The organism is Burkholderia sp. IDO3, assembly GCF_003366075.1.
Lineage (GTDB): Bacteria > Pseudomonadota > Gammaproteobacteria > Burkholderiales > Burkholderiaceae > Burkholderia > Burkholderia anthina.
Window position 1 is genome coordinate 399,656 of record NZ_CP028962.1, and the last position, 19,382, is coordinate 419,037.

Annotated in this window: 21 protein-coding genes; 12 read left to right on the forward strand and 9 right to left on the reverse strand. The window is 66.9% G+C overall.

All coding sequences use genetic code 11. From position 1 onward, the window contains the following. Positions 1–16: 16 nt before the first annotated feature. The 5 genes from DCN14_RS01960 (at position 17) to DCN14_RS01985 (ending at position 2,764) form a co-directional block, all read left to right on the forward strand. Positions 17–322 carry a hypothetical protein gene (locus tag DCN14_RS01960; protein ID WP_115531351.1) on the forward strand — a complete coding sequence of 102 codons (306 nt, stop codon included), beginning with the start codon at positions 17–19 and terminating at the stop codon, positions 320–322. A gap of 23 nt (positions 323–345) precedes the next feature. Further along, entirely contained in the window at positions 346–651 is a 306-nt protein-coding gene (locus DCN14_RS01965; protein WP_143331716.1) for a hypothetical protein, read from the forward strand. Between the two features lie 11 nt (positions 652–662). After that, positions 663–1,106 (forward strand): hypothetical protein, encoded by a 444-nt coding sequence (locus tag DCN14_RS38555; protein WP_096507918.1) that lies wholly within the window; start codon positions 663–665, stop codon positions 1,104–1,106. After that, entirely contained in the window at positions 1,103–1,918 is an 816-nt protein-coding gene (locus DCN14_RS01975) for a patatin-like phospholipase family protein (RefSeq protein ID WP_096507917.1), read from the forward strand. Before DCN14_RS38555 ends, DCN14_RS01975 begins: the two co-directional genes overlap by 4 nt. Before the next feature lie 384 nt (positions 1,919–2,302). Beyond that, positions 2,303–2,764 (forward strand): M24 family metallopeptidase, encoded by a 462-nt coding sequence (locus tag DCN14_RS01985; RefSeq protein WP_240327242.1) that lies wholly within the window; start codon positions 2,303–2,305, stop codon positions 2,762–2,764. Between the two features lie 58 nt (positions 2,765–2,822). On the opposite strand, the gene DCN14_RS01990 is transcribed toward DCN14_RS01985, so the two are convergent. From DCN14_RS01990 to DCN14_RS02005, 4 genes are all read right to left on the reverse strand, one after another. Then, positions 2,823–5,273: a phospholipase C, phosphocholine-specific gene (locus tag DCN14_RS01990; RefSeq protein WP_096507915.1), complete on the reverse strand. Its 2,451-nt coding sequence runs from the start codon at positions 5,271–5,273 to the stop codon at positions 2,823–2,825. A 103-nt stretch (positions 5,274–5,376) separates the two neighbouring features. Continuing rightward, positions 5,377–5,514: a hypothetical protein gene (locus tag DCN14_RS38560; protein ID WP_239008054.1), complete on the reverse strand. Its 138-nt coding sequence runs from the start codon at positions 5,512–5,514 to the stop codon at positions 5,377–5,379. Positions 5,515–5,681: 167 nt separating this feature from the next. After that, on the reverse strand, positions 5,682–6,362 hold the full coding sequence (locus DCN14_RS02000) for an HAD family hydrolase (protein WP_096507913.1): 681 nt from the start codon (positions 6,360–6,362) through the stop codon (positions 5,682–5,684). Between the two features lie 23 nt (positions 6,363–6,385). Further along, positions 6,386–7,330 (reverse strand): choline ABC transporter substrate-binding protein, encoded by a 945-nt coding sequence (locus DCN14_RS02005; RefSeq protein WP_096507912.1) that lies wholly within the window; start codon positions 7,328–7,330, stop codon positions 6,386–6,388. 271 nt (positions 7,331–7,601) lie between these two features. On the opposite strand from DCN14_RS02005, the gene DCN14_RS02010 reads away from it, so the two are divergent. The 4 genes from DCN14_RS02010 (at position 7,602) to DCN14_RS02025 (ending at position 10,144) form a co-directional block, all read left to right on the forward strand. Continuing rightward, positions 7,602–8,282: an MgtC/SapB family protein gene (locus DCN14_RS02010; protein ID WP_096507911.1), complete on the forward strand. Its 681-nt coding sequence runs from the start codon at positions 7,602–7,604 to the stop codon at positions 8,280–8,282. Positions 8,283–8,325: 43 nt separating this feature from the next. Beyond that, complete coding sequence (locus DCN14_RS02015) at positions 8,326–9,093, forward strand: DeoR/GlpR family DNA-binding transcription regulator (RefSeq protein ID WP_096507910.1); 768 nt, start codon at positions 8,326–8,328, stop codon at positions 9,091–9,093. 118 nt (positions 9,094–9,211) lie between these two features. Then, entirely contained in the window at positions 9,212–9,715 is a 504-nt protein-coding gene (locus DCN14_RS02020; RefSeq protein ID WP_096507909.1) for a molybdopterin-dependent oxidoreductase, read from the forward strand. Positions 9,716–9,820: 105 nt separating this feature from the next. Beyond that, the gene (locus DCN14_RS02025) at positions 9,821–10,144 is read left to right on the forward strand and encodes a LysR family transcriptional regulator (RefSeq protein WP_096507908.1); all 324 of its coding nucleotides are present in this window, start codon (positions 9,821–9,823) and stop codon (positions 10,142–10,144) included. Positions 10,145–10,180: 36 nt separating this feature from the next. Here DCN14_RS02025 and DCN14_RS02030 read toward each other — a convergent pair whose 3' ends face one another. The 5 genes from DCN14_RS02030 to DCN14_RS02050 all read right to left on the reverse strand — a co-directional run bounded on the left by DCN14_RS02030 (position 10,181) and on the right by DCN14_RS02050 (position 15,794). After that, complete coding sequence (locus tag DCN14_RS02030) at positions 10,181–11,524, reverse strand: DUF2325 domain-containing protein (protein WP_096507907.1); 1,344 nt, start codon at positions 11,522–11,524, stop codon at positions 10,181–10,183. A 109-nt stretch (positions 11,525–11,633) separates the two neighbouring features. Then, positions 11,634–12,155, reverse strand: a complete 522-nt coding sequence (locus DCN14_RS02035; RefSeq protein ID WP_240327243.1) for a hypothetical protein — start codon at positions 12,153–12,155, stop codon at positions 11,634–11,636. A gap of 117 nt (positions 12,156–12,272) precedes the next feature. Beyond that, positions 12,273–13,754, reverse strand: a complete 1,482-nt coding sequence (locus tag DCN14_RS02040; RefSeq protein ID WP_096507906.1) for an aldehyde dehydrogenase family protein — start codon at positions 13,752–13,754, stop codon at positions 12,273–12,275. Positions 13,755–13,784: 30 nt separating this feature from the next. Beyond that, positions 13,785–14,735 carry an agmatinase gene (speB, locus tag DCN14_RS02045; protein ID WP_096507905.1) on the reverse strand — a complete coding sequence of 317 codons (951 nt, stop codon included), beginning with the start codon at positions 14,733–14,735 and terminating at the stop codon, positions 13,785–13,787. Positions 14,736–14,897: 162 nt separating this feature from the next. Beyond that, positions 14,898–15,794: a helix-turn-helix transcriptional regulator gene (locus DCN14_RS02050; RefSeq protein WP_096507904.1), complete on the reverse strand. Its 897-nt coding sequence runs from the start codon at positions 15,792–15,794 to the stop codon at positions 14,898–14,900. Between the two features lie 198 nt (positions 15,795–15,992). Between DCN14_RS02050 and DCN14_RS02055 the strand changes: the two genes are divergently transcribed. The 3 genes from DCN14_RS02055 to DCN14_RS02065 all read left to right on the forward strand — a co-directional run bounded on the left by DCN14_RS02055 (position 15,993) and on the right by DCN14_RS02065 (position 19,310). Then, on the forward strand, positions 15,993–16,337 hold the full coding sequence (locus tag DCN14_RS02055) for a cupin domain-containing protein (protein WP_027789860.1): 345 nt from the start codon (positions 15,993–15,995) through the stop codon (positions 16,335–16,337). 231 nt (positions 16,338–16,568) lie between these two features. After that, the gene (locus tag DCN14_RS02060) at positions 16,569–18,029 is read left to right on the forward strand and encodes an FAD-dependent oxidoreductase (RefSeq protein ID WP_096507984.1); all 1,461 of its coding nucleotides are present in this window, start codon (positions 16,569–16,571) and stop codon (positions 18,027–18,029) included. A 90-nt stretch (positions 18,030–18,119) separates the two neighbouring features. Then, on the forward strand, positions 18,120–19,310 hold the full coding sequence (locus DCN14_RS02065; RefSeq protein WP_096507903.1) for an MFS transporter: 1,191 nt from the start codon (positions 18,120–18,122) through the stop codon (positions 19,308–19,310). Positions 19,311–19,382: the final 72 nt, after the last annotated feature.

The following is a 19,382-nucleotide window of genomic DNA, read 5'->3' on the forward strand; positions in this document are numbered from 1 at the left end:
TAGGAGGTAATCCCACATGAACCCGTGGATGAAGTTCATCGCCGCCGTCCTTTTGTTTGGTGCGTGGCTTGCGTTGGTGCTGCTGCATTACGTTCCGCCGCAGTCGCTGGTGGATGCGATCGGTTATACGCTGGCCGGTCTAGGCGTCTATCACGCTACGGCCGGCTCAGTCGGCCCGATCGTGACCGGACTGGCCGGAACGGCGGAACTGTTGGAACCTGCGCTGTCTCAGGCCACCAGCGCCGCTCCCGTGGCCGCCACGTCGGCACCGGTACCGGCGCCCCCGACTCAGCAGTCGGCGCCGGCGCCGACGATCCAGTGATCCGCGCCGCAGTCGCGCTATCTATGTGTCTCGCACTGGCTGGCTGCGATTCACTGCGATACGCGGGCATCGCTCGATACGAGGTTTCGCCAACGATCGATTCGGCCGGCATGCCGGTCAGCTGCTGTGTGCTGCGTGTCTGGAACGGTAAGCAGATGGCGACCGTCGAGGCGACATTTACGCATCAATCCGATAACAGCTACGCCATCTCACTCCGCGAAACCGATGTCGAGGCATTCGCAGGGCAGGCAACCGCCGCGTCAGCGGCATCCGATGTCGTTGGCGCGGCAACATCCGCCGCGGTGACGGCGCTCAAGATCCTCAAGTAAGGAAATTTCCCATGAAGCGTTTTTCGATGCTGCTCGCGGCAGGCGTTGTCGCGTCCGCTGCGCTGTTCAGCGCATGCTCGTCGCTGACCCTGCAGACTCCCTCCCAGGTCGCGGCGAAGGTGTGTCCGCTGCTGCAATCCGAGATCGGTACGCTGTCGCAAGCCGGTGTATTCACCGGCGGCGCGGCTGTCACTCTGAACGAAAAGATCGCGCCGGGCGTCGACGCGACGTGTGCGGTCGGCGCGACCGTCACGGTGGTCAATGTGCAGTCGATCTCGTCGGCAGTCGCGCCGCTGCTCATCACGATCGTGAAGGCGTCCGGGTTGTCGCAGTCCGACCAGGTCACCGCGGTGCTTGCGATCGGCACGATCAAGGGCATGATCGATGTTGCGTTCCCGCTCGCTACTCCCGCGACGGAAGCCTCGTCGCCGCTCGCGGGGAGTGCGATTCAGTGAAGCCGATCCGCGTCGCTCTCAGCGGCAGCGGCTTTCGCCTCGCCGCGCACCTCGGCGCGCTGCAGGCGATCGAGGATGCCGGATACACGATCATCGAGCTCGCCGGCACGTCCGGCGGCTCGATCATCGCGGCGCTGTTCGCCGCCGGCATGCCGCTCGACGTCATGCGCCAGATCCTGATGGAGCTCGACTGGTCGCGCATGATGGGGTTTTCGCCGTGGGCGCTCATCCGGCACCAGGCGCTGTGCTCGGGCGACGCGCTGCAGCAGTACCTGCTCGGCGTGACGGGCAGCAAGACGTTCGCGCAGCTCGACGTCGACCTGAAGGTGATCGCGGCGAACCTGCTGACCGAGCGTGAGTTCCAGTTCTCGAGGGAGACGACGCCCGATGTGCCGGTTGCGCTGGCCGCGCGCGCAAGCGCGTCGATCCCGATCGTATTCGCGCCGGTCGCGGTGGCCGGCGGCCTGATGGTCGACGGCGGCACGTGCGACAACATGCCGGTGAGCGATCTGACGGTCGACAGCGTGCCGCGAGTCGGGATCTATCTCATATCCGACGACGATCCGCTGCCGCCTGGCGAGTACGGCTTGCCGACGCTCGCGCCACGCATCATCGACCTGATGTTGGCCGCATGCGAGGCGACGCACGTCGATCTCGATACCGTAAATGGCGCGACGATCGTACGCGTGCCGACCGGATATGCTAGTTCGTTCGATCGGCACATGACAGTTGCGACACGGCAGCGCCTGTATGACGACGGCTATCGAGCGACGGAGAGCGCTCTCGCGGAAATGCTTGCGGAGGCGCATTGATCATCTAGACTTCCGTCGTCACGGCGGAGGTCATAATGGGCAATTCAGAGGTTGATTGGAAGAAGGCGCCGAAGAATGCCCGGTGGTGGGCGATTGACGCGGACGGATACGCGCATTGGTTCGTGGCTCCGAATGTCGCGGCCTATACGGACTTCTGGTTTTCCGAGCCCATGCGTGCGCCGAGCTTCGGTTTCATTGGCGACTGGCGTACGAGTTTGACCGAGCGGCCATGTGCCCAATCTGTGACCTAGACAAAAAACAGGCTCCCGAAAACCCCGGAAAAATCAATAAAACCTAAGTAGCTTGCGTTTTGACCGGCGCGAGGCTTTAGGTTAAAAATCAAAGGGTTATGCTTTTGCTGCTCTGATCTGGCATCCGATCCTCGTGCGCTTCGGCGAGAACACGCTGCGCACCTTCAAGGAACGCTCGATCGACGACCCGGTACTCGCGGCCGACGACATCTTCTTCATCGACCTCGGCGCCGTGTGGAACAAGCACGAGGGCGACGCGGGCGCGACCTTCGTCTGCGGCGACGATCCGGACATGCAGGCCTGCGCGCAGGCCGCGCGCGTCATTTACGACGAAGTCGAGCACCACTGGCGCAGCACCGGATGCGCGGGCATCGCACTGTACGAATTCGCGGCGCGGCGCGCCGACGCGCACGGCTTCCGGTTGAACGTCGACATCAAGGGCCATCGCGTCAGCGATTTCCCGCACGCGATCTACAAGGCCGGCAATCTCGGCGATTTCGACGGCGCGCCCGCCGCCGGGCTGTGGATCCTGGAAATCCAGATCGCGCACCCGACGCGCCCGTTCGGCGCGTTCTACGAAGACCTGCTCGTATAAGCGTGAACAGGGCGCCCGGCGACGTGCCGCGAACGCGTCGCCGGGCGCGCAGCGCACCTCAGATGCCGATCGCGACGGGGCCCGCCAGCGGCGTATACCCGTCGTCGAACAGGAACCACGCATCGTACTGGCCCGGCGCGAGCGAACTGTTGGCCGTCGATGAAAACAGCAGCGAGCCGGTGCTCTTGGGCAGATACGCCCACGACTTGTAGCCGCCCTTGGTCGGCTGCGCGCCGCGTGCGTAGATGCCGACCCAGTTCTTCGGGCTGTGGCGCCACGGCGGCACGACGTAGTCGAACCGCAGCGTGCCGTACGACGCCCCCTGCGACGACAGCACCGGGACGAACTTGCCGTTCGTATTGCCGATCGCCGGATCGGTCAGCAGCGCGCCGGATTGCGCCTGCACGCAGCCGGCCACGCGACGCAGGAAGTTCGGATCGTTCGCGTCGCGGATGCTCGCGTCGTACCAGCCGGCGTCGCCGTACCACGTGACGGCCCGCGTCGCGCCGGCCGGCACGCTGACCGACTGCGCGGCGTTCATTCCGTACGCGTTGTCGACGAGCTGGAACGTCGTCGCGCTCGAGCCCGCGGTATTGTCGAGCGTGATCTGCACGTTGCCGTTCTGCACGTCGTAGCAGAGGCTCACTTCGGCCGGCGACCCCGTATTTCCCGACGCGCCGATGCTGCCGCGCAACGTCTGCAGGAATCCGTTCGGTCCGTAGACCGAATAGTCGTAGCCGCCGGCCGAATTCAGCGCGAGCGCGTCCGCCAGGTTCGTGCACGCGTTCGCGCCGGCGCCGATCGTGTATTGGCGCGGAATCGTGCTGGTGCCGTCGACCCACGCCTGCAGATGCACGCCTGCCGTGCCGGTGTTGGTCATCGTCAGCGCGAGCGTCTTGCCGGACCGGTTGACCTTGCCCTGCACGAAGAACTCGTACGGCAGCCGGCATGCGGCGTTGCGGCCGACTGTCTGAGCGGGCACCGCGGTGGTGGTGGCCGGCGGGATGATGACGGTCGAGCCGTTCGGGTTCATGTTGCTGGCCGGGCTCGGGATTGCCGGAATCGTCTGGTCGGGGTTCGTGAAGTCGAACGCCGACGTGAGATCGCCGCACACGGTGCGCCGCCACGGCGTGATGTTCGTTTCCTGCAGCCCGAAGCGCGCTTCCAGAAAGCGGATCACCGACGTGTGATCGAAGACCTGCGAGTTGACCTTGCCGCCTTTCGACCAGGGCGAGATCACGAACATCGGCACGCGCGGGCCGAGACCGATCGGCACGTCGCCGCTCGCCGAGCCGTCGGACGCGGCGCCGCTGCTGCCGACGAATTCCGCCGCCGTCGACACCGTCGACTGGCCGGTGCCCGCATACGCGCTCGACGGCACGGCCGGCGGCACGTGATCGAACAACCCGTCGTTCTCGTCGTACATCACGAGCAGCACGGTGCTGGCCCATACCTTCGGGTTCGACGTCAGCGCATTGAGCACGTTGCTCACATACCATTCGCCGCCGCTCGCGGCCCACGACGGATGCTCGCAGTACGCATACGGCGCGGCGATCCACGATACCTGCGGCAGCGTGTCGTTCGCGACGTCGGCCTGCAGCTGGCTGAAGAGACGCGTGTCGTATTCGGTGCCGCCGCCGCTCGGATCGATCTGCGTGCCGTTGAGCGCGGGCGCGAGCGGATCGTTCGCGCCGAGATTCTGGTACTGCCTGAAGTTGAGAATCACGTTGTCGCCGTAATTCCCGTTCCACCAGAGATCCTTGCTCGAGCCGTTGTATTCGCCGTAGCCGTGGCCTGAATCCAGCCCGTTGCCCTTGTCCTGGTAGAACTTCCACGTGACGCCGGCCGCGTTCAGCCGTTCCGGCATCGTGGTCCAGCCGGTGCCGGTCATCGTGTTGGTCGTGTACGGCGCATAGCCGGGCACGTTGCCGCAGCAGCCGGTCCACAGATACAGGCGGTTCGGGTCCGTCGGGCCGAGCATCGAGCAGTGGTAGCCGTCGCACACGGTGAACGCGCTCGCCAGCGCGTAATAGAACGGGATGTCGTTCTGCGTGAAGTAGTACATCGTGCCGCTGGTTTTGGCGTCGGCCCAGTTGTCGTAGCGGCCGTTGTTCCAGGCGCTGTGCGTGCCGCTCCAGCTGTGGTCGAGGTCGCCGTAGTAGGTGTCGCCGTTCGCGACGCCGGCCGGCGACGACGGGTTGAACGGGAACGCGTAGGACAGCAGCCACGGCTGGCGCCAGACCGGATAGCCGCTCGAGATCACGACCGGGCGCGGGTCGCCGAAGCCGCGCGTGCTGCGCAGCGTGCCGAGGTAATGGTCGAACGACCGGTTTTCCTGCATCAGGATCACGACGTGCTTCACGTCCTGAAGGGTGCCGGTGACGGTGGCCGCCGGGATCGACTGCGCGCGCAGGATGCTTTCGGGCAGCATGCCGGTGACCGCGGTGGCGCCCGCGAGCTTCAGCGCATCGGCGAGGAACTGACGTCGTGTCGTGGATTTGTTTTGCATGATCGCTCTCTGTCGTGAGTGGCCGCTCGGACTGGCCGGGCGCCGCCGTGCATCGTGGGCGGCGCATTGCGACGGCCGTCGTGCGGACGTGGGCATGCGCCCGTCAGTGGCATGCGGTGGCGCAGTGCAGGACCGGCGCGGCGGCCGGGCTCGACACCGACGCGCGGTTCGCGGCGAGATTGCCGGGCGCGCCGGCGTCGCCATCGCCGCATCCGGCCAGCGTGCAAACGAGCGCGATCATGAAGACACCGCGCCAGTACGGAAGGCGGTGTTCCGTACGCGGCAGCGGTGCGGTTTCGTGCCGACCCGAATCGAGTCGGATTCCTGAGTGATTGAAAGTCGTCTTGCCTGTTCCTGATTTCATTGCCCCTCCTGACATGAAATGAACAGCCGAGAATATCGCCCGAATCAGAACAACTTCATGACAGGCCATCCGCGCGTGCCGGCGACATCCGACAGTCGCGCATCGGGATTGGTCGCGACCGGATGCGTGACGTAGTCCAGCAACGGCACGTCGTTGATCGAATCGCTGTAGAAGTAGGTCCGCTCGAAATCCGACGGCGTGTAGCCGAGCGATTTCAGCCATTCGGTGGTGCGTACGATCTTCCCTTCGCGGAAGCTCGGCACGCCGGTGCTGCGCCCCGTGAACTGCCCGCCGGGCGTGCCGTCGTCGGTGTCGAGCTCGATGCCGAGCAGATGCTCGATCCCGAACTCGGCCGCGATCGGCCCCGTCACGAACACGTTGGTCGCGGTGACGATGCAGCAGAGATCGCCGTTCCCGAGATGGCGCTCGACCAGCGCGCGCGCCTGCGGCGTGATGGCCGGCCGGATCACCTCGTCCATGAACTGCGCGTGCCAGCGCTCGAGCTGTTCCCGCGGATAGCGGGTGAGCGGCGCGAGCGTCACGGCCAGATACGCGTCCATGTCGAGCGTGCCGGCCGCGTAGTGGCCGTAGTGCTCGTCGATCAACGCGGCGTGCTCGTCGTCTTCCCGCCAGCCGACCCGGGTGATGAAGCGGCTCCAGGCCTGATCGCTGTCGAGCGGCAGCAGCGTGTGATCGAGATCGAACAGCGCGAGATGCTTGTGCATGTAAAAGTCCTTGTATTGCGTGCTTACGCGCCGATCAGCTTGTCGATCGCGTCCTTGGCGTTCTTTCCGTCGATGGTCGTGACACCGTCGAGCCACTTCGACAGCACGCCGGGGTTCTTCTTCACCCAGTCCTTCGCGACCGCGACTGGATCCGCGTGGTTCATGATCGGCACCATCAGCTGGTTTTCTTCGTCGGTCGTGAACTTCAGGTTGGTCAGCAGCCGGCCGACGTTCGGGCAGTGTTCGAGGTAGCCCGGCGTGACCACCGTGTAGACCTTCGCCGATCCGTAGTTCGGGCCGAACACGTTGTCGCCGCCTTCCAGATAGGAAATCCTGTAGTTGATGTTCATCGGATGCGGCTCCCACGCGAGGAACACGATCATCCGGTGTTCCTGCACGGCGCGCGTCACCTGGACCAGCATCCCGGCCTCGCTCGATTCGACGAGCTTGAAGCCGCCGAGGCCGAATTCGTTCTTGTCGATCATCCGCTGGATCAGCGCGTTGCCGTTGTTGCCGGCGCCGATCCCGTAGATCTTGCCGTCGAGCTGGTCGCGGAATCTGGCGATGTCGGCGAAGCTCTTCAGGCCCTTGTCCGATGCGTATTGCGGCACGGCCAGCGTGTAGCGCGCGCCGACCAGGTTCGGCTGCGGCAGCAGGTGCACGGCGCCCGCATCGACGAACGGCTTCACCGTCGGCGTCATGCTCGGATCCCAGTAGCCGAGGAACGCATCGATCTGCGCCTTCTTCACGCCGGCCAGCACGATCGGCGGCGACGCGATCGTCTTGCTGGTTTCGTAGCCGAGCCCGTCGAGCAGCATCATCGCGACACCGGTGGTGGCCGCGATGTCGCTCCAGCCCACATCGCCGAGCGTCACCTTCTTGCAGACGTCGCCTTCGGATGCGTGAACGGGTGCCGTCGCGATCGACGCGACCAGTGTTGCGGCCAGCATCCATACCTTTTTCGTCATGTTGGTCTCCTAAGCAAGTATTCCGGATCGTGCTGCGTGGTGGGGCCGGCGGGGGCCGACGTCGATCGTATTGATCGGATGAAACAAACGAATCTGGGTCTAGCCGTGTTGTGTTTCGTACCGTATATTAGAACGCACAAAATCGCAAGTTCGCACAAAAATACAACTTGCGACGAAGTCGGGTCGTCAGGAAAACGAAAGCAGGCGAAGTCGTGCGGCACGCCGCGCGGCCCGCGGTTCATTTAAGTTGGGTCAAGGAAGGAGAACTCGAATGATCAGTCAGATGGAAATCATTTCCCGGCTGCTGCTGGCCGCATTGCTCGGCAGCATCATCGGCATCGAGCGCGAGCGGCTGTCGTGGGCGGCCGGGCTGCGCACGCACATGCTGGTGGCCGTCGGCGCCGCGCTCGTGATGGTGGTGTCCGCATTCGGCTTCGCGGACATCCAGAACGCGAAGAACGTGTCGCTCGATCCGTCGCGGGTCGCCGCGCAGGTCGTGTCGGGCATCGGCTTTCTCGGCGCCGGGTCGATCATGTTGCGCGGCGAGATCATCCGCGGCCTGACGACGGCGGCGAGCCTGTGGGTCGTGGCGGCGGTCGGGCTCGCGGTGGGCGGCGGGATGTACGTCGCCGCGATCGCCGCGACGGCGATCGTGCTGGCGATCCTCGCGGGCCTGAAGCCGATCGAGAAACGCTTTTTCGCCGCGCGGCAGCGCTGGGGCGTGCGCATCCTCGCGAGCCGTGGCGCGGTGAAGCTGACGTCGCTGCAGGCGATGCCCGGGATCGACCAGGCGCGCATCGTCCAGTTCGTCATCGAGCAGGACGACGCGACGCCGGACGACGACCGGATCCACGTGGTGTTTTCGAAGATGACGAGCAGCGAGTTCCAGGCGGTCCGTCAATCCCTGCAGACCCTCGTCGGCATCAAAAAGATGGAGGAAAGCGCCGCATAGACCCGGTTCGAATAACATTGACGTTCATTTCCGAGGACATTTCATGTGGCAAGAAGAGCGATATCAGAGGATCCGGCTTCTGTTATCGAAGATGCAGCGCGTTTCCACCGACCGGATCATGGCCGACCTGAACGTGTCGCGGGAAACCGTGCGCCGCGATCTCGTCGATCTCGAGGCGATGGGGGAACTGAAGCGCGTGCACGGCGGCGCGGTGCAGGTGGGCGACGAAGCGCCGATCGCCGAGCGTGCGCAAACCCACGTGAAGGCGAAGCTCGCGATCGCGCGCGCCGCGGCCCGGCTCGTCGCCGGCTCGCAGACGCTCTTCATCGACGCGGGCACGACCACCACGCTGCTGGCCGAGGAACTGTCGAAGCTGTCCGGCCTCACGATCGTCACGAACTCGATCGACGTCGCGCTGAAGATGCGCTCGAGCGACCCCGGGCAGGCGAAGAACGAAACGATCCTGCTCGGCGGGATGATCGGCAGCCGCGCGGCCGCGACGGTCGGCGACGGGACGGTCGCCGAGATCTTCCGCTACCGGGCCGATCTCGCGTTGCTGTCGCCGGTCGGCGTCGATCACGTGCGCGGCGCGACGAACTACGACCGGATGGAAACGGAAGTCGCGCGCGCGATGGTGACCAACGCGGCGGACGTCGCGATCCTCGCCGATTTCAGCAAGCTCGGCACGACGAGCCGGATCGGCTTTTGCGAACCCGCGCGGATCGGCACGCTGGTGACGGACCAGAAGGCGGAGTCGGTCGACGGCTACAAGCATCTCAGGAAGGCCATCAAGCAGATCGTGCTGTCGTGATCCGGCGCCGTTATCCCGCCTATGCGGCACGCATCCTGCTGCGCGGCCGTTTCCCGGCGTAATATATTCGTCGATACAACGATGGCGCTGCCCGGCGGCGCCGGCACGGAGGCGGGCGATGGAGATGGCAGGCACGACGGCGCCTTCGGCGCATGAGGCGACGGCGGGTTCGGCGGCGGGTTCGATCGCGCTGGCCGGCGCCTTCGAGCGGCCGATGACGGTCACGCTCGACGACTTGCGGCGCCACGCGTGCGTGAGCGCCGAGCCGTTCGACCTGCGCTGCTTCACGACGAACCGTTTCATCCGCTCGGTCGAGCCGTATCGCGGCGCGCGGCTGACGGATCTGATCGAAGCGGCCGGGCTGCGCAACGACATGCCGGGCGACTTCAAACGCATGGTGTTCATCGCGCATGCGCACGACGGCTACGCGGTCACGTTTTCCTGGCACGAACTGTTCAACACGCCGGTCGGCGAACGCGTGATCGTCGCGTTCGAGTGCGGCGACACGCCACTGTCGATCGACGACGGCGCGCCGCTGTTGTTTTCCGGCGCGGACGTCATGCCCGCGCCGCGTCACGTGAAGCGGCTGGCGGGGATCGTCGCACGCGTGCTCGAACTCTGAGCCGGCGCTGCGCGGGGCCTGCCTTCGTGTATGCTTGCCCGCATCGTTCAACCGGCGGACAACATGAAGACTTCGGCACACCCCAAGCCAGCGGTGCGGTTCAGAATGCGCATCCAGCAGGGCGACACGATCGCGCTCGGGCCGGGCAAGGTTGCGCTGCTCGAGGCCGTGCGCGAGCACGGGTCGATTTCGGCGGCGGCGCGCAGTCTGGAGATGTCGTACCGGCGCGCGTGGCTGCTGATGGACGAGTTGAACCGGTCGCTGAAGTCGCCGGCGACCATGTCCGAGCACGGCGGGCAGAGTGGCGGCGGCAGCGTGCTCACGCCGGTCGGCGAAGAAATCATCCGGCTCTATCGCGAGATCGAAGCGCGCGCTTACGCCGCCTGCGCGGACGAAATCACCGCGCTCACGAAGATGGTGCGCCGCTGAGGATTGCGCGATCGCACTGTCGGCGGTGCCGGCGCCCTAGCCGTGCCGCAGGCAGAAGCGCGATGCTTCGCCCGTCTGCGCATCCGGCGGCATGACCTCGCGCGCATGCGCATCGAGCCGCCCGATCAATTCGATGAAACTGGCGACGCTCGCGGTGCGTAGCGGGTAGTACGCGATCTGGTGACGCTCGCACATCCGCTTGAGCAGGTTCATCGAATCATGGTCGATGCAGTCGACCGGAAACACGACCAGGTTCGCACCCGGCAGCGCTGCAGCCAGCAGGCCCTTGCGGTCCTCGATGCCGCCGTCGTGCAACGTCATTTCGCCGCCCGCCGTCTCGACGATCCGCCGGATCGCACGATTCGAGCCGGGCCGGCCGCCGACATAGACGACACGCTTGTGCCGCAGGATCGACAGCGATTCCACCGCGGGGGCGGCCGGATCGTCGGTCGACGCCTGCACGGCCTGTTCGATCGCGCTCGCTTCGGCGCGCAACGTCTTCACCATCGCCGTCAGGTCGTCGAGCCGCGCGCGCATCGCGCGGGCGCTCGCCTGTTCGGCGGCGATCCGTTGTTCCGCCGCCTCGCGGCGGCTCGTGTGCAGCGCAAGACGTTCGTCGCGCGCGGCCAGCGCTTCGCGCAACTCGCGCACTTCGTCGCGCAACACGCTTTCGGCGCTCATCGGCTGCGCGCTCTCGCGTGCGCGGTACGCATCCAGTTCCTTCAGCGCGGCGTCGCGCTCGACGCTCATCTCGTGCAGGCGTGCCTGCTGCCGTTCGATCTTCGCGTGCAGCACCGCATGCTCTTCCTCGAACGCGACCAGCCGGCGGATATCCGCGCGATTCGCCGCGCCGACCAGATGCGACAGCATGTGCAGGTCGCCGAACGCGGCCTGGCGCACGGTCATCGTCGTGCGCGGATGCGTCATCAGCGCCCAGTACGCGGGCGGGATGTCGCCGCTTTTCAGCGCGTCCTGCCACAGCGCGAGGAGTGCGTCCGCGTCCTTTGCCTTGTCGAACGCACGGATCGCACCCGCATAGCGCTCGTCGAGCGCCTTGTGCAGTGCCTTGCCGCCGGCCGCGCCCTCCATCGCAAGCTCGACGGCCGCGTGGTGGATTTCCAGGTCGGTGGCGCGCTGACGGTCCAGATCGGTGAATTTCGGCACGAGCTTGCGCAGTTCGTGCGTGCTCAGGCAGGTGCCGATGATCGAGCAGTGCAGGTTCGAATCGAGCTCGGACAGGCGCGTGCGGCGCTTCAGTTCGGCTTGTTGCGCACGGGACGGCGCGCAGCAGGCGTCGATCCGCCCCGCGTCGGCGGGCGAAACGCCGCCGGACGACGGCAGGCCCGCCGTGCGGGCCAGGCGAAAGGGCGGAGCGTGCATGTGGACCTCGATCCGGGCCCGGTGGGCCGGAGACGGATGCGCGAAAGATTGGCGAAATATACCACGGAATATAACGAACGAAATTCCGGGGAAACGCCGGGTTTGCGGCTCAGCAGGGCACGGCGGATTCGTGGTGCGATGCGTGGCGCGTGCCGGGCGACGGCTGCTGCATATGGCGTTCCATCACGTGTTCGACGCACAGTCCGACCAGCAGCACGTCGACGCGCTCCAGCGCGGCCACTGCGTTGCGCATCGCGGCCGGGTCGTTGCTGAACGCGTCGGAGAACACGTCGTCGCGGGTGCGCTCGAGGCTGCGGGCCTGCCCGATCGCCCGTTCGAGGGCGGACAGGCGCGTGAAGCGCGCGGCCCGCGCGTCGCTTTCGAGCATCGCCAGCAGTTCGCGCAGGCTCAGCACGGACAGCGTTTCGTCCGTCGCGGCCGAAAACAGCCGGATGAAGCGCATGACGCTGCCGCGCAGGCGCCGGAACGCGTCGACGACGTCCGTGACTTGCTGCGCGCGTCCGTCGCTCGGCAACGGTCTGAGCGTGCTGATGCTGCGCGTCAGGGGCGACGCGGGCGCGTGGGCGCGCGCGGCGCGCAACAGGGCGCGATCCGTCGGCGTGCGGGGCATGGCGGTTCTCCGGAGGTGCTGATAGCGATATATTCTACGGAATATATCGCTAGTGCAAAAAAAGCGGCGCAGCCCCACCGGGCACGGCGCCGCCAATGGCCCGAAAGGCCGCCCTGGTCAACCGGTCGCGCGCATCGCGTGGCGCAGTTCCTGATAGCTGCGCAGGCCCGTGACGCCGAGTTCGCGGCCGATCCCGCTCAACCCGAAGCCGCCCCAGCACACGTGCGGATAGATGAGCTGCGGCGCGTTGATCCACACGAGCCCGGCACGCACGCGCGCCTGGAACTGCTTCGCGACGTCCGCGTCTTGCGTGACGATCGTTGCGACGAGCCCGTAGCGGGTGTCGTTCGCGAGCGCGATCGCCTCGTCGTCGGTGCGGAACGACTTCACGCACGCGACCGGGCCGAACACCTCGTCGGTCCACAGCAGGTTGTCGGCGGCCGGTTCCGCGATCACGACGGGTGCCATGAAGAAGCCGTCGCCGCCGCTATCGGCCACGCGGCCGCTGAACGCGACGCGCGCGCCCGCGGCGATGCCGCGTTCGAGCATCGCGTCGACGCGGGTGCGCTGCGCGGCCGAGATCATCGGCCCCATCGCGACCTGTCCGGTGCCCGGCGGCGCGACGACGAGCGCGCGCACGGCCGTCTCGAACGCGGCCATGAAGCTGCGATAGAGGCTGTCGTGCACGAGGATGCGCGCGGTGGCCGAGCACATCTGGCCCGCGTTGGTGAATGCGCCCGCGACGGCGAGCGACACGGCGACGTCGAGATCGGCGTCGTCGCGCACGATCAGCGACGACTTGCCGCCGAGCTCGAGCGTCACGCGCTTCATGTCCTCGGCCGCGGCCTGCATGACCTTGCGGCCGGCGGCCGTGCTGCCGGTAAACGAGATCTTGTCGATCAGCGGATGCGCGGTCAGCGCCGCGCCGACGTCGGCGCCGCCGTTCACGACGTTGACGACGCCGTCCGGCACGCCGGCTTCGGCGATCAGGTCGATCAGCGCGTGCTCGGCCGGCGACGTCAGCTCGGACGGCTTCAGCACGACCGTGCAGCCGGCCGCGAGCGCGGGCGCGAGCTTCCACGCGGTCGTGACCATCGGGAAGTTCCACGGCATGATCAGCGCGGCGACGCCGACCGCGTCGTGGAAGCGCTCGGCTTCGACGGCATCGCTCGGCAGCGCGACGGGCTCGGCGGCGAACAGCGCCGGGTTGTCGCACAGCTGCGCGTAATACGCGAAGGTTGCGACGACATCGCCGACGTCGGCGTCGGCTTCGAACGGCGGCTTGCCGCTCACCTGCATCTGCAGCGCCGCGAGGCGCTCGCGGCCGGCTTCGACGCGCTCGGCGATCTTCGCGAGCAGGCGGCCGCGCTCGGCGGGCGGCGTGTCGCGCCAGCCGGCGAACGCATCATGCGCGGCGCGAACCGCGGCATCGACGTGCGCGGCCGTCGCGAATTCCTGCCAGCCGATCGTCTCGCCGGTCGATGCGTTGAAGATCGGCGCCCCGGCTTCATCGGAATGCGTGCGCACGGGCCGGCCGGCGATATGCGCGGCGGGCAGCACGCGCGTCGCGGCGGAAGGGGAAAGCTCAGCGGTGGACATGACGGTTTTCCTGTCGGTCGGATGGGCGGATCAGCGGTAGGCGACGCCCGGCATCACGCAGAGCATTTCGAACGCGAGGTTCGCGCCGACGAGCGCGGTGGTGCCGGTCGGATCGTACGGCGGCGACACTTCGACGAGGTCCGCGCCGACGATGTTCAGCCCCTTCATCCCGCGAATGATCTCCAGCCCCTGCTGCACCGACAGCCCGCCGATTTCCGGCGTGCCGGTGCCGGGCGCGAACGACGGGTCGAGCCCGTCGATGTCGAAGCTGAGATACACCGGCGTGTCGCCGACGCGTTCGCGCACGTGCGCCATCAGCGGCGCGAGCGACTGGTTCCAGCACTCCTCCGCCTGCACGACGGTGAAGCCCTGCTGGCGGCACCAGTCGAAATCTTCCGCGTGGTAGCCGGTGCCGCGCAGGCCGATCTGCGTGACTTTGTCGCATTGCAGCAGGCCGTCTTCCACCGCGCGGCGGAACGGCGTGCCGTGCGCGATCTTCTCGCCGAACATCGTGTCGTTCACGTCCGCGTGCGCGTCGATGTGGACCACGGCGACCTTGCCGTATTTCTTGTGCAGCGCGCGCAGGATCGGCCATGCGATCGTGTGGTCGCCGCCGAGCGTGATCGGCCGGCAGCCGGTCGCGACGATCTCGTCGTACGCCTCTTCGATGCGGCGGACCGAATCCTTCAGGTCGTACGGGTTGGTCGCGACGTCGCCGATGTCGGCGACCTGCAGCGAATCGAACGGTGCTGCGCGGGTGGCCATGTTGTACGGGCGCAGCAGCACGGATTCGGTGCGGATCTGGCGCGGGCCGAAGCGCGAGCCCGAGCGGTTCGACGTGCCGAGATCGAGCGGCACGCCGACGAAGCACACGTCGAGGCCGTCGGTCGTGTCGGCCTGCGGCAGGCGCATCATCGTGGCGATGCCGCCAAAGCGCGGCATCTCGTTGCCGCCCATCGGTTGGTTCAGTTCGCGGTGCATGGGGCCGTCTCCTCTTTCTGGTGAAAAACGATCGGCCGATGGTAGAGGAGAACGCGGGCCCGAAGATTTTGAAGTCGCAACGTTTACATCGACGGGTCTCGATGCGAGCGGTGCTGCCGCATCGACGCGGCGCAACCGTAAGCGATTTGGGGGCGCGAGCGATCAGCCGGCGATCGCGGGCGGCGCGTCGTCGTCGGTGGCGGCGTGGTGCGAAGCGGAGGCGGGGAACGCCGGCACGGCCGAGCCCCATGCGGCGAGCTCGCGCTTGGTGCGCACGCCGAGCTTCTGGAATGCGCGCTTCACGTACGACTCGGCCGTCGCGACGCGCACGCCGAGGATGTCGGCGGCTTCCGGCACGGTCTTGCCGGAGATCAGGTGCTTGCAGGTTTCGTATTCGCGCCTGGACAGCTTCACGCCGTCGGCCGCGATCCGCGCGTCGAACTGCGCGAGCGGATGCACTTCGGGCGTCGGATGCGCGACGCGCCGCGCGGCGGTGGTGGACGCGTGCAGTTCGAGCAGCGGGAACAGCACGTCGCTGATGCTGCGAAAGCGGTTCATCTCGGCGAGCGTGAACGGCGGGCGGTCACGGCCGCGCTCCAGCGCGATCGAATGCTGCGCATAGCGGGTGCCGCGCGCGAGCACGCATTCGTGGCCGATATGCACGTCGTCGTAGATTCGCTGGCGGAATTCGCCGGGTGGAATCGCCGCGATGTCGCGCACGACCAGCATCGTGCCCGTCTTGCCGCGCAGCCCCGCGAACAGCGGATCGCTGTCGAGAAAGCGCTCGTAGTAGAGCGTCATCACGTCGGAGATTTCGGCGGCCTCGGTGCCGATGCCGCTGCTGCCGATCCATTCGCAGCGGTAGCCGGTGGGCATCGAGCCGTCGACGCGCGAACGTTCGACGTGCGCGACGTCGAGCGGCACCACGTCGTTCAGCAATTGCGTGAGGCGCGGCACGAAGTGCGGCGTGCCGACCGTCTCGATCAGCTCGCCCAGCGCCTTGAACGACACGTTGAAGCGGTCGGTGTCGCGGTGGAAGGGGTTCACGTTGAGCAGCATGCGGTTCCCCGGGTAAAAAGCGGCGCGATTTTAGCGTTCAACGCCGAAAACGTCATTAGGGAGAAATACGGTACGGAGTCCTGCCACCCCTGCGTACCCGGAAAACGCGGTTTGTCCCCCCCGAAGGGGGGCATACCGGGGCAGTGTAAATGAGTAACTTTGTCTCTGCTTTTTTCAATCGAGAGACGAAAGATTCAAATGACCAAATTGATCAAGGACATCCTGCCGCTCGGCGCAGGCATCGGCGAATTCACGAAGCTCGACTTCGGGATGGACGAAAGCGACTGGCGCGCGGCCGAAGGCAAGAGCGGCAACTACCTCATCGGCTGGTGGGAAGGCAAGGTCGGCTCGGTGGAATTCCCGGAAACCGCCGCCGACGAAGCCGTGTGGCTGGTCGAGGGCCGGATCGCGCTGACCGACGTCGAAGGCAACCGCAAGGAATTCACGCCGGGCCAGGGCTACCTGCTGCCGGCCGGCTTCGCGGGCCGCTGGGAGACGATCGAGGACGCGAAGAAGTTCTACGTGCTGCTCGAGAAGTCGTGATGTGAGCCACCGCCGCCGCGGCGATGTCGTCAGGTTGACGCGGGCCCGGCGGCGGTTGTGTTTTCGATCGACCGCAAGCGACGTCCGTTGCGCGCGTTCCGGCGGAACGCGTCGCGGCTTGCGGTGCTTGCGCCGATCGGCGAAATCGGCGAAATCGGCGAAATCGGCGAAATCGGCACGCCGCGCATGCACGACAGGCGCGGGCCGCGTTCACGTGGGATGGCTGGGATCATGGAAATGGAAGTCAACGAAGCAACACGAGCCGCACCGGCTCACGCGCACGCCTCGCGCGGCGCACCGGTCGCACTGAGCGCCGCCGACGCGCTCGCGAATACGAAGCTGTTCCCGTACTGGCTCGACAACCCGGCCGCGCCGGCCACCGAGCCGGCGCTCGTCGGCGACGTGACGGCCGACCTGCTGATCGTCGGCGGCGGCTTCACCGGGCTGTGGACGGCCGTGCAGGCGAAGGAGCAGATGCCGCACCTGAACGTGGTGCTGATCGAGGCCGGCAAGGTCGCGCACGGCGCATCGGGCCGCGCGGGCGGGATCATCTCGACGTCGGTGATGCACGGGCTGCCGAACGCGGTGCGGGTGTTCCCGAACGACATCGCGCAGCTCGAGGAATTCGGCCATCACAACCTCGACGGCTTCGAGGAAACGCTGAAGCGCTACGACATCGACGCCGACGTCGAGTGGAACGGCGAAATGACGGTGGCGGTCGACCCCGAGCACATCGCGCACCTGAAGGGCGACTACGACCTGCATCGCGAATACGGGCACAACGTCGTGCTGCTCAACCGCGAGGAAACGCTCGAGCAACTGAACTCGCCGCTGTTCGCGGGCGCGCTGTGGTCGCGCAATCGCAGCGGCATCGTGCACCCGGCGAAGCTCGCGTGGGGGCTCAAGCGCGCGGCGCTGCAGCTCGGCGTGAAGCTGTACGAGCACACGCCGCTCACGACCGTGACCGACGAAGGCAGCACGGTGTTCGTGAAGACGCCGAAGGGCAGCATACGCGCACCGCGCGTCGTGTTCGGCAGCGGCACCGCGAAGGTCGGCATTCCCGACATCAACCGCCGCGTGATGCAGGTGCGCGACCACGTGCTCGCAACGGAACCGCTCACCGACGAACAGCTTGCGCGGATCGGCTGGAAGAATCGCCAGGGCGTGTACGACACGCGCACGCAGCTCAACTATTTCCGGCTGACGAAGAACAACAACATCATCTTCGGCGGGCTGGTCAGCTATCACTTCGACGGCGATCCCGAACCGCATCAGGACGGCCAGCGCGACACCTACCTCCGGCTCGCGGAGGCGTTCTACCGCACGTTCCCGCAACTGAGCGACGTGCGCTTCTCGCACGCGTGGGGCGGCCCGATTGACTACTGTTCGCGCGGCTCGGTGTTCGCGAAGCGCTATCTCGGCGACAAGGCCGTGTTCGTCGCCGGCTATACGGGCTTCGGCGTTGCGGCGAGCCGGTTCGGCGCGTTCATGGGCCTGAACATCCTGTTCGATCGCGACAGCCCCGAGCGCAAGCTCGACATCGCGAACCAGAGCCCGAGCTACATCCCGCCCGAACCGATGCGCTGGGTCGCCGCGAAGATCACGTTCCATGCGTTCGACGGCGCCGATGAAGAGGGCGGCTGGAAGCGCGCGTGGATCAACGGCATCAAGGCGATGGGCTTCCCGATGTAAACGACGCGGCGGCGCAGGTGCAGCCGCCGCCGCACGACAACAACCCCTCGAGGGGACGGTCCGCACCGCGGACACGGAGAGAGACACGGAATGACTGGTGTGAATCTGCAGGATGAAGCGCGACGGGAAAGCGCGCTGTTCGTCGTCGTGATGCTGCTGCTCGGCATGCTCGGGCCGACGGTATTTCTCGGCCTGCCCGCGATCGTCGGGCAGGTCGAACGTCATTGGGGCTTCGGCGAAGCGGCGCTCGGGCTGTCGAGTTTCGTCGAGGTGCTCGGCGAATCGACCGGCACGCTGCTCGTCGCGTTCGTGCTCGGCCGCCAGCCGGTGCGGTTCGTGCTCGCGGGGGCCGTCGCGCTCGCGGCCGGCGCGAACCTCGGCACGCTCGCGACGCACGGGCTCGTCGCGTATTCGGTGCTGCAGTTCATCGCGGGCGTCGGCTCGGGCGGGCTGAACGGCATCGCGCTGCGCTACCTGTCGTATTCGCGCGCGCCGGAGCGCAATCTCGGGATGATGCTGATGGGGCAGGTGCTGTGGAGCATGGTGCTGCTCGCCTACATCTTCCCGATGCTGAGCGACACGTGGGGCGCGCATGGCGTGTTCGGCTTCGTCGCGATGGTGCTCGGCGCGTTCGTGCTCGCGACGCCGCTGTTTCGCCGCGGCGAGACGCTGGCCGCGCCGACGCCGGATGGCGCGAGCGGCGGCATCGACCGCAACGGCGCGATGCTGGTGCTGTGTGCGCAGCTCGCGCTGTACGGCGGCGTGGGCGTCGTGTGGACTTTCCTCGAGAAGATCGGCACCGATGCGGGCCTGAGCGGCAAAGCGGTCTCGCTCGTGCTCGGCATCGCGAACGTCGCGAGCCTCGTGATCTGCGCGGCGATGCCGAAGCTCGGCGCCGGCGCGGGGCTGCGCCGCTGGACGCTCGTGAACCTCGGCGGCTGCGCGGTCGCGGCCGTGCTGCTCGCGATGCCGGCGTCGGTCGCGACCTTCACGCTCGGCGCGATCGTGTTCATCGGCTGCTGGACGGGCGGCGCGCTGCTGATCTACGCGACGATTCCGCAGTACGACCTGGTCGGCAAGTCGGCCGCGTTGTCGCCGGGCTGTGTCGCGCTCGGCTACGGCGTCGGCTCGGTCACGGGCGGCTCGCTGATCGAGCGCGTCGGCACGCAGTCGGCGCTGATCGCGGCGATCGTGCTGTGCGCGGTGGCGTTCCTCTGCTACGTGCGGCTGCGGCCCGCAGTGTTCGGCATGGAGCGCGCACTCGTGGCGACACCCGAGTGACGGACGCGGCGCGCGTCGCTGCCGATGGCGGCGCGCGACCGATTCGGTTCATCGGCGAAGGCGGCCGGCGGG

Bases quoted from the DNA above. Each gene is read 5' to 3' on its own strand.
- DCN14_RS02005 (WP_096507912.1), bottom strand. From the start codon at position 7,330: ATGACGAAAAAGGTATGGATGCTGGCCGCAACACTGGTCGCGTCGATC.
- DCN14_RS02035 (WP_240327243.1), bottom strand. From the start codon at position 12,155: ATGCCCCGCACGCCGACGGATCGCGCCCTGTTGCGCGCCGCGCGCGCC.
- DCN14_RS02060 (WP_096507984.1), top strand. From the start codon at position 16,569: ATGGAAATGGAAGTCAACGAAGCAACACGAGCCGCACCGGCTCACGCG.
- DCN14_RS01990 (WP_096507915.1), bottom strand. From the start codon at position 5,273: ATGCAAAACAAATCCACGACACGACGTCAGTTCCTCGCCGATGCGCTG.
- DCN14_RS02050 (WP_096507904.1), bottom strand. From the start codon at position 15,794: ATGCTGCTCAACGTGAACCCCTTCCACCGCGACACCGACCGCTTCAAC.
- DCN14_RS02020 (WP_096507909.1), top strand. From the start codon at position 9,212: ATGGAGATGGCAGGCACGACGGCGCCTTCGGCGCATGAGGCGACGGCG.
- DCN14_RS02055 (WP_027789860.1), top strand. From the start codon at position 15,993: ATGACCAAATTGATCAAGGACATCCTGCCGCTCGGCGCAGGCATCGGC.
- speB (WP_096507905.1), bottom strand. From the start codon at position 14,735: ATGCACCGCGAACTGAACCAACCGATGGGCGGCAACGAGATGCCGCGC.
- DCN14_RS38560 (WP_239008054.1), bottom strand. From the start codon at position 5,514: ATGATCGCGCTCGTTTGCACGCTGGCCGGATGCGGCGATGGCGACGCC.
- DCN14_RS02010 (WP_096507911.1), top strand. From the start codon at position 7,602: ATGATCAGTCAGATGGAAATCATTTCCCGGCTGCTGCTGGCCGCATTG.
- DCN14_RS01960 (WP_115531351.1), top strand. From the start codon at position 17: ATGAACCCGTGGATGAAGTTCATCGCCGCCGTCCTTTTGTTTGGTGCG.
- DCN14_RS02025 (WP_096507908.1), top strand. From the start codon at position 9,821: ATGCGCATCCAGCAGGGCGACACGATCGCGCTCGGGCCGGGCAAGGTT.
- DCN14_RS02040 (WP_096507906.1), bottom strand. From the start codon at position 13,754: ATGTCCACCGCTGAGCTTTCCCCTTCCGCCGCGACGCGCGTGCTGCCC.
- DCN14_RS02000 (WP_096507913.1), bottom strand. From the start codon at position 6,362: ATGCACAAGCATCTCGCGCTGTTCGATCTCGATCACACGCTGCTGCCG.
- DCN14_RS01965 (WP_143331716.1), top strand. From the start codon at position 346: ATGTGTCTCGCACTGGCTGGCTGCGATTCACTGCGATACGCGGGCATC.
- DCN14_RS02015 (WP_096507910.1), top strand. From the start codon at position 8,326: ATGTGGCAAGAAGAGCGATATCAGAGGATCCGGCTTCTGTTATCGAAG.
- DCN14_RS38555 (WP_096507918.1), top strand. From the start codon at position 663: ATGAAGCGTTTTTCGATGCTGCTCGCGGCAGGCGTTGTCGCGTCCGCT.
- DCN14_RS02065 (WP_096507903.1), top strand. From the start codon at position 18,120: ATGACTGGTGTGAATCTGCAGGATGAAGCGCGACGGGAAAGCGCGCTG.
- DCN14_RS02030 (WP_096507907.1), bottom strand. From the start codon at position 11,524: ATGCACGCTCCGCCCTTTCGCCTGGCCCGCACGGCGGGCCTGCCGTCG.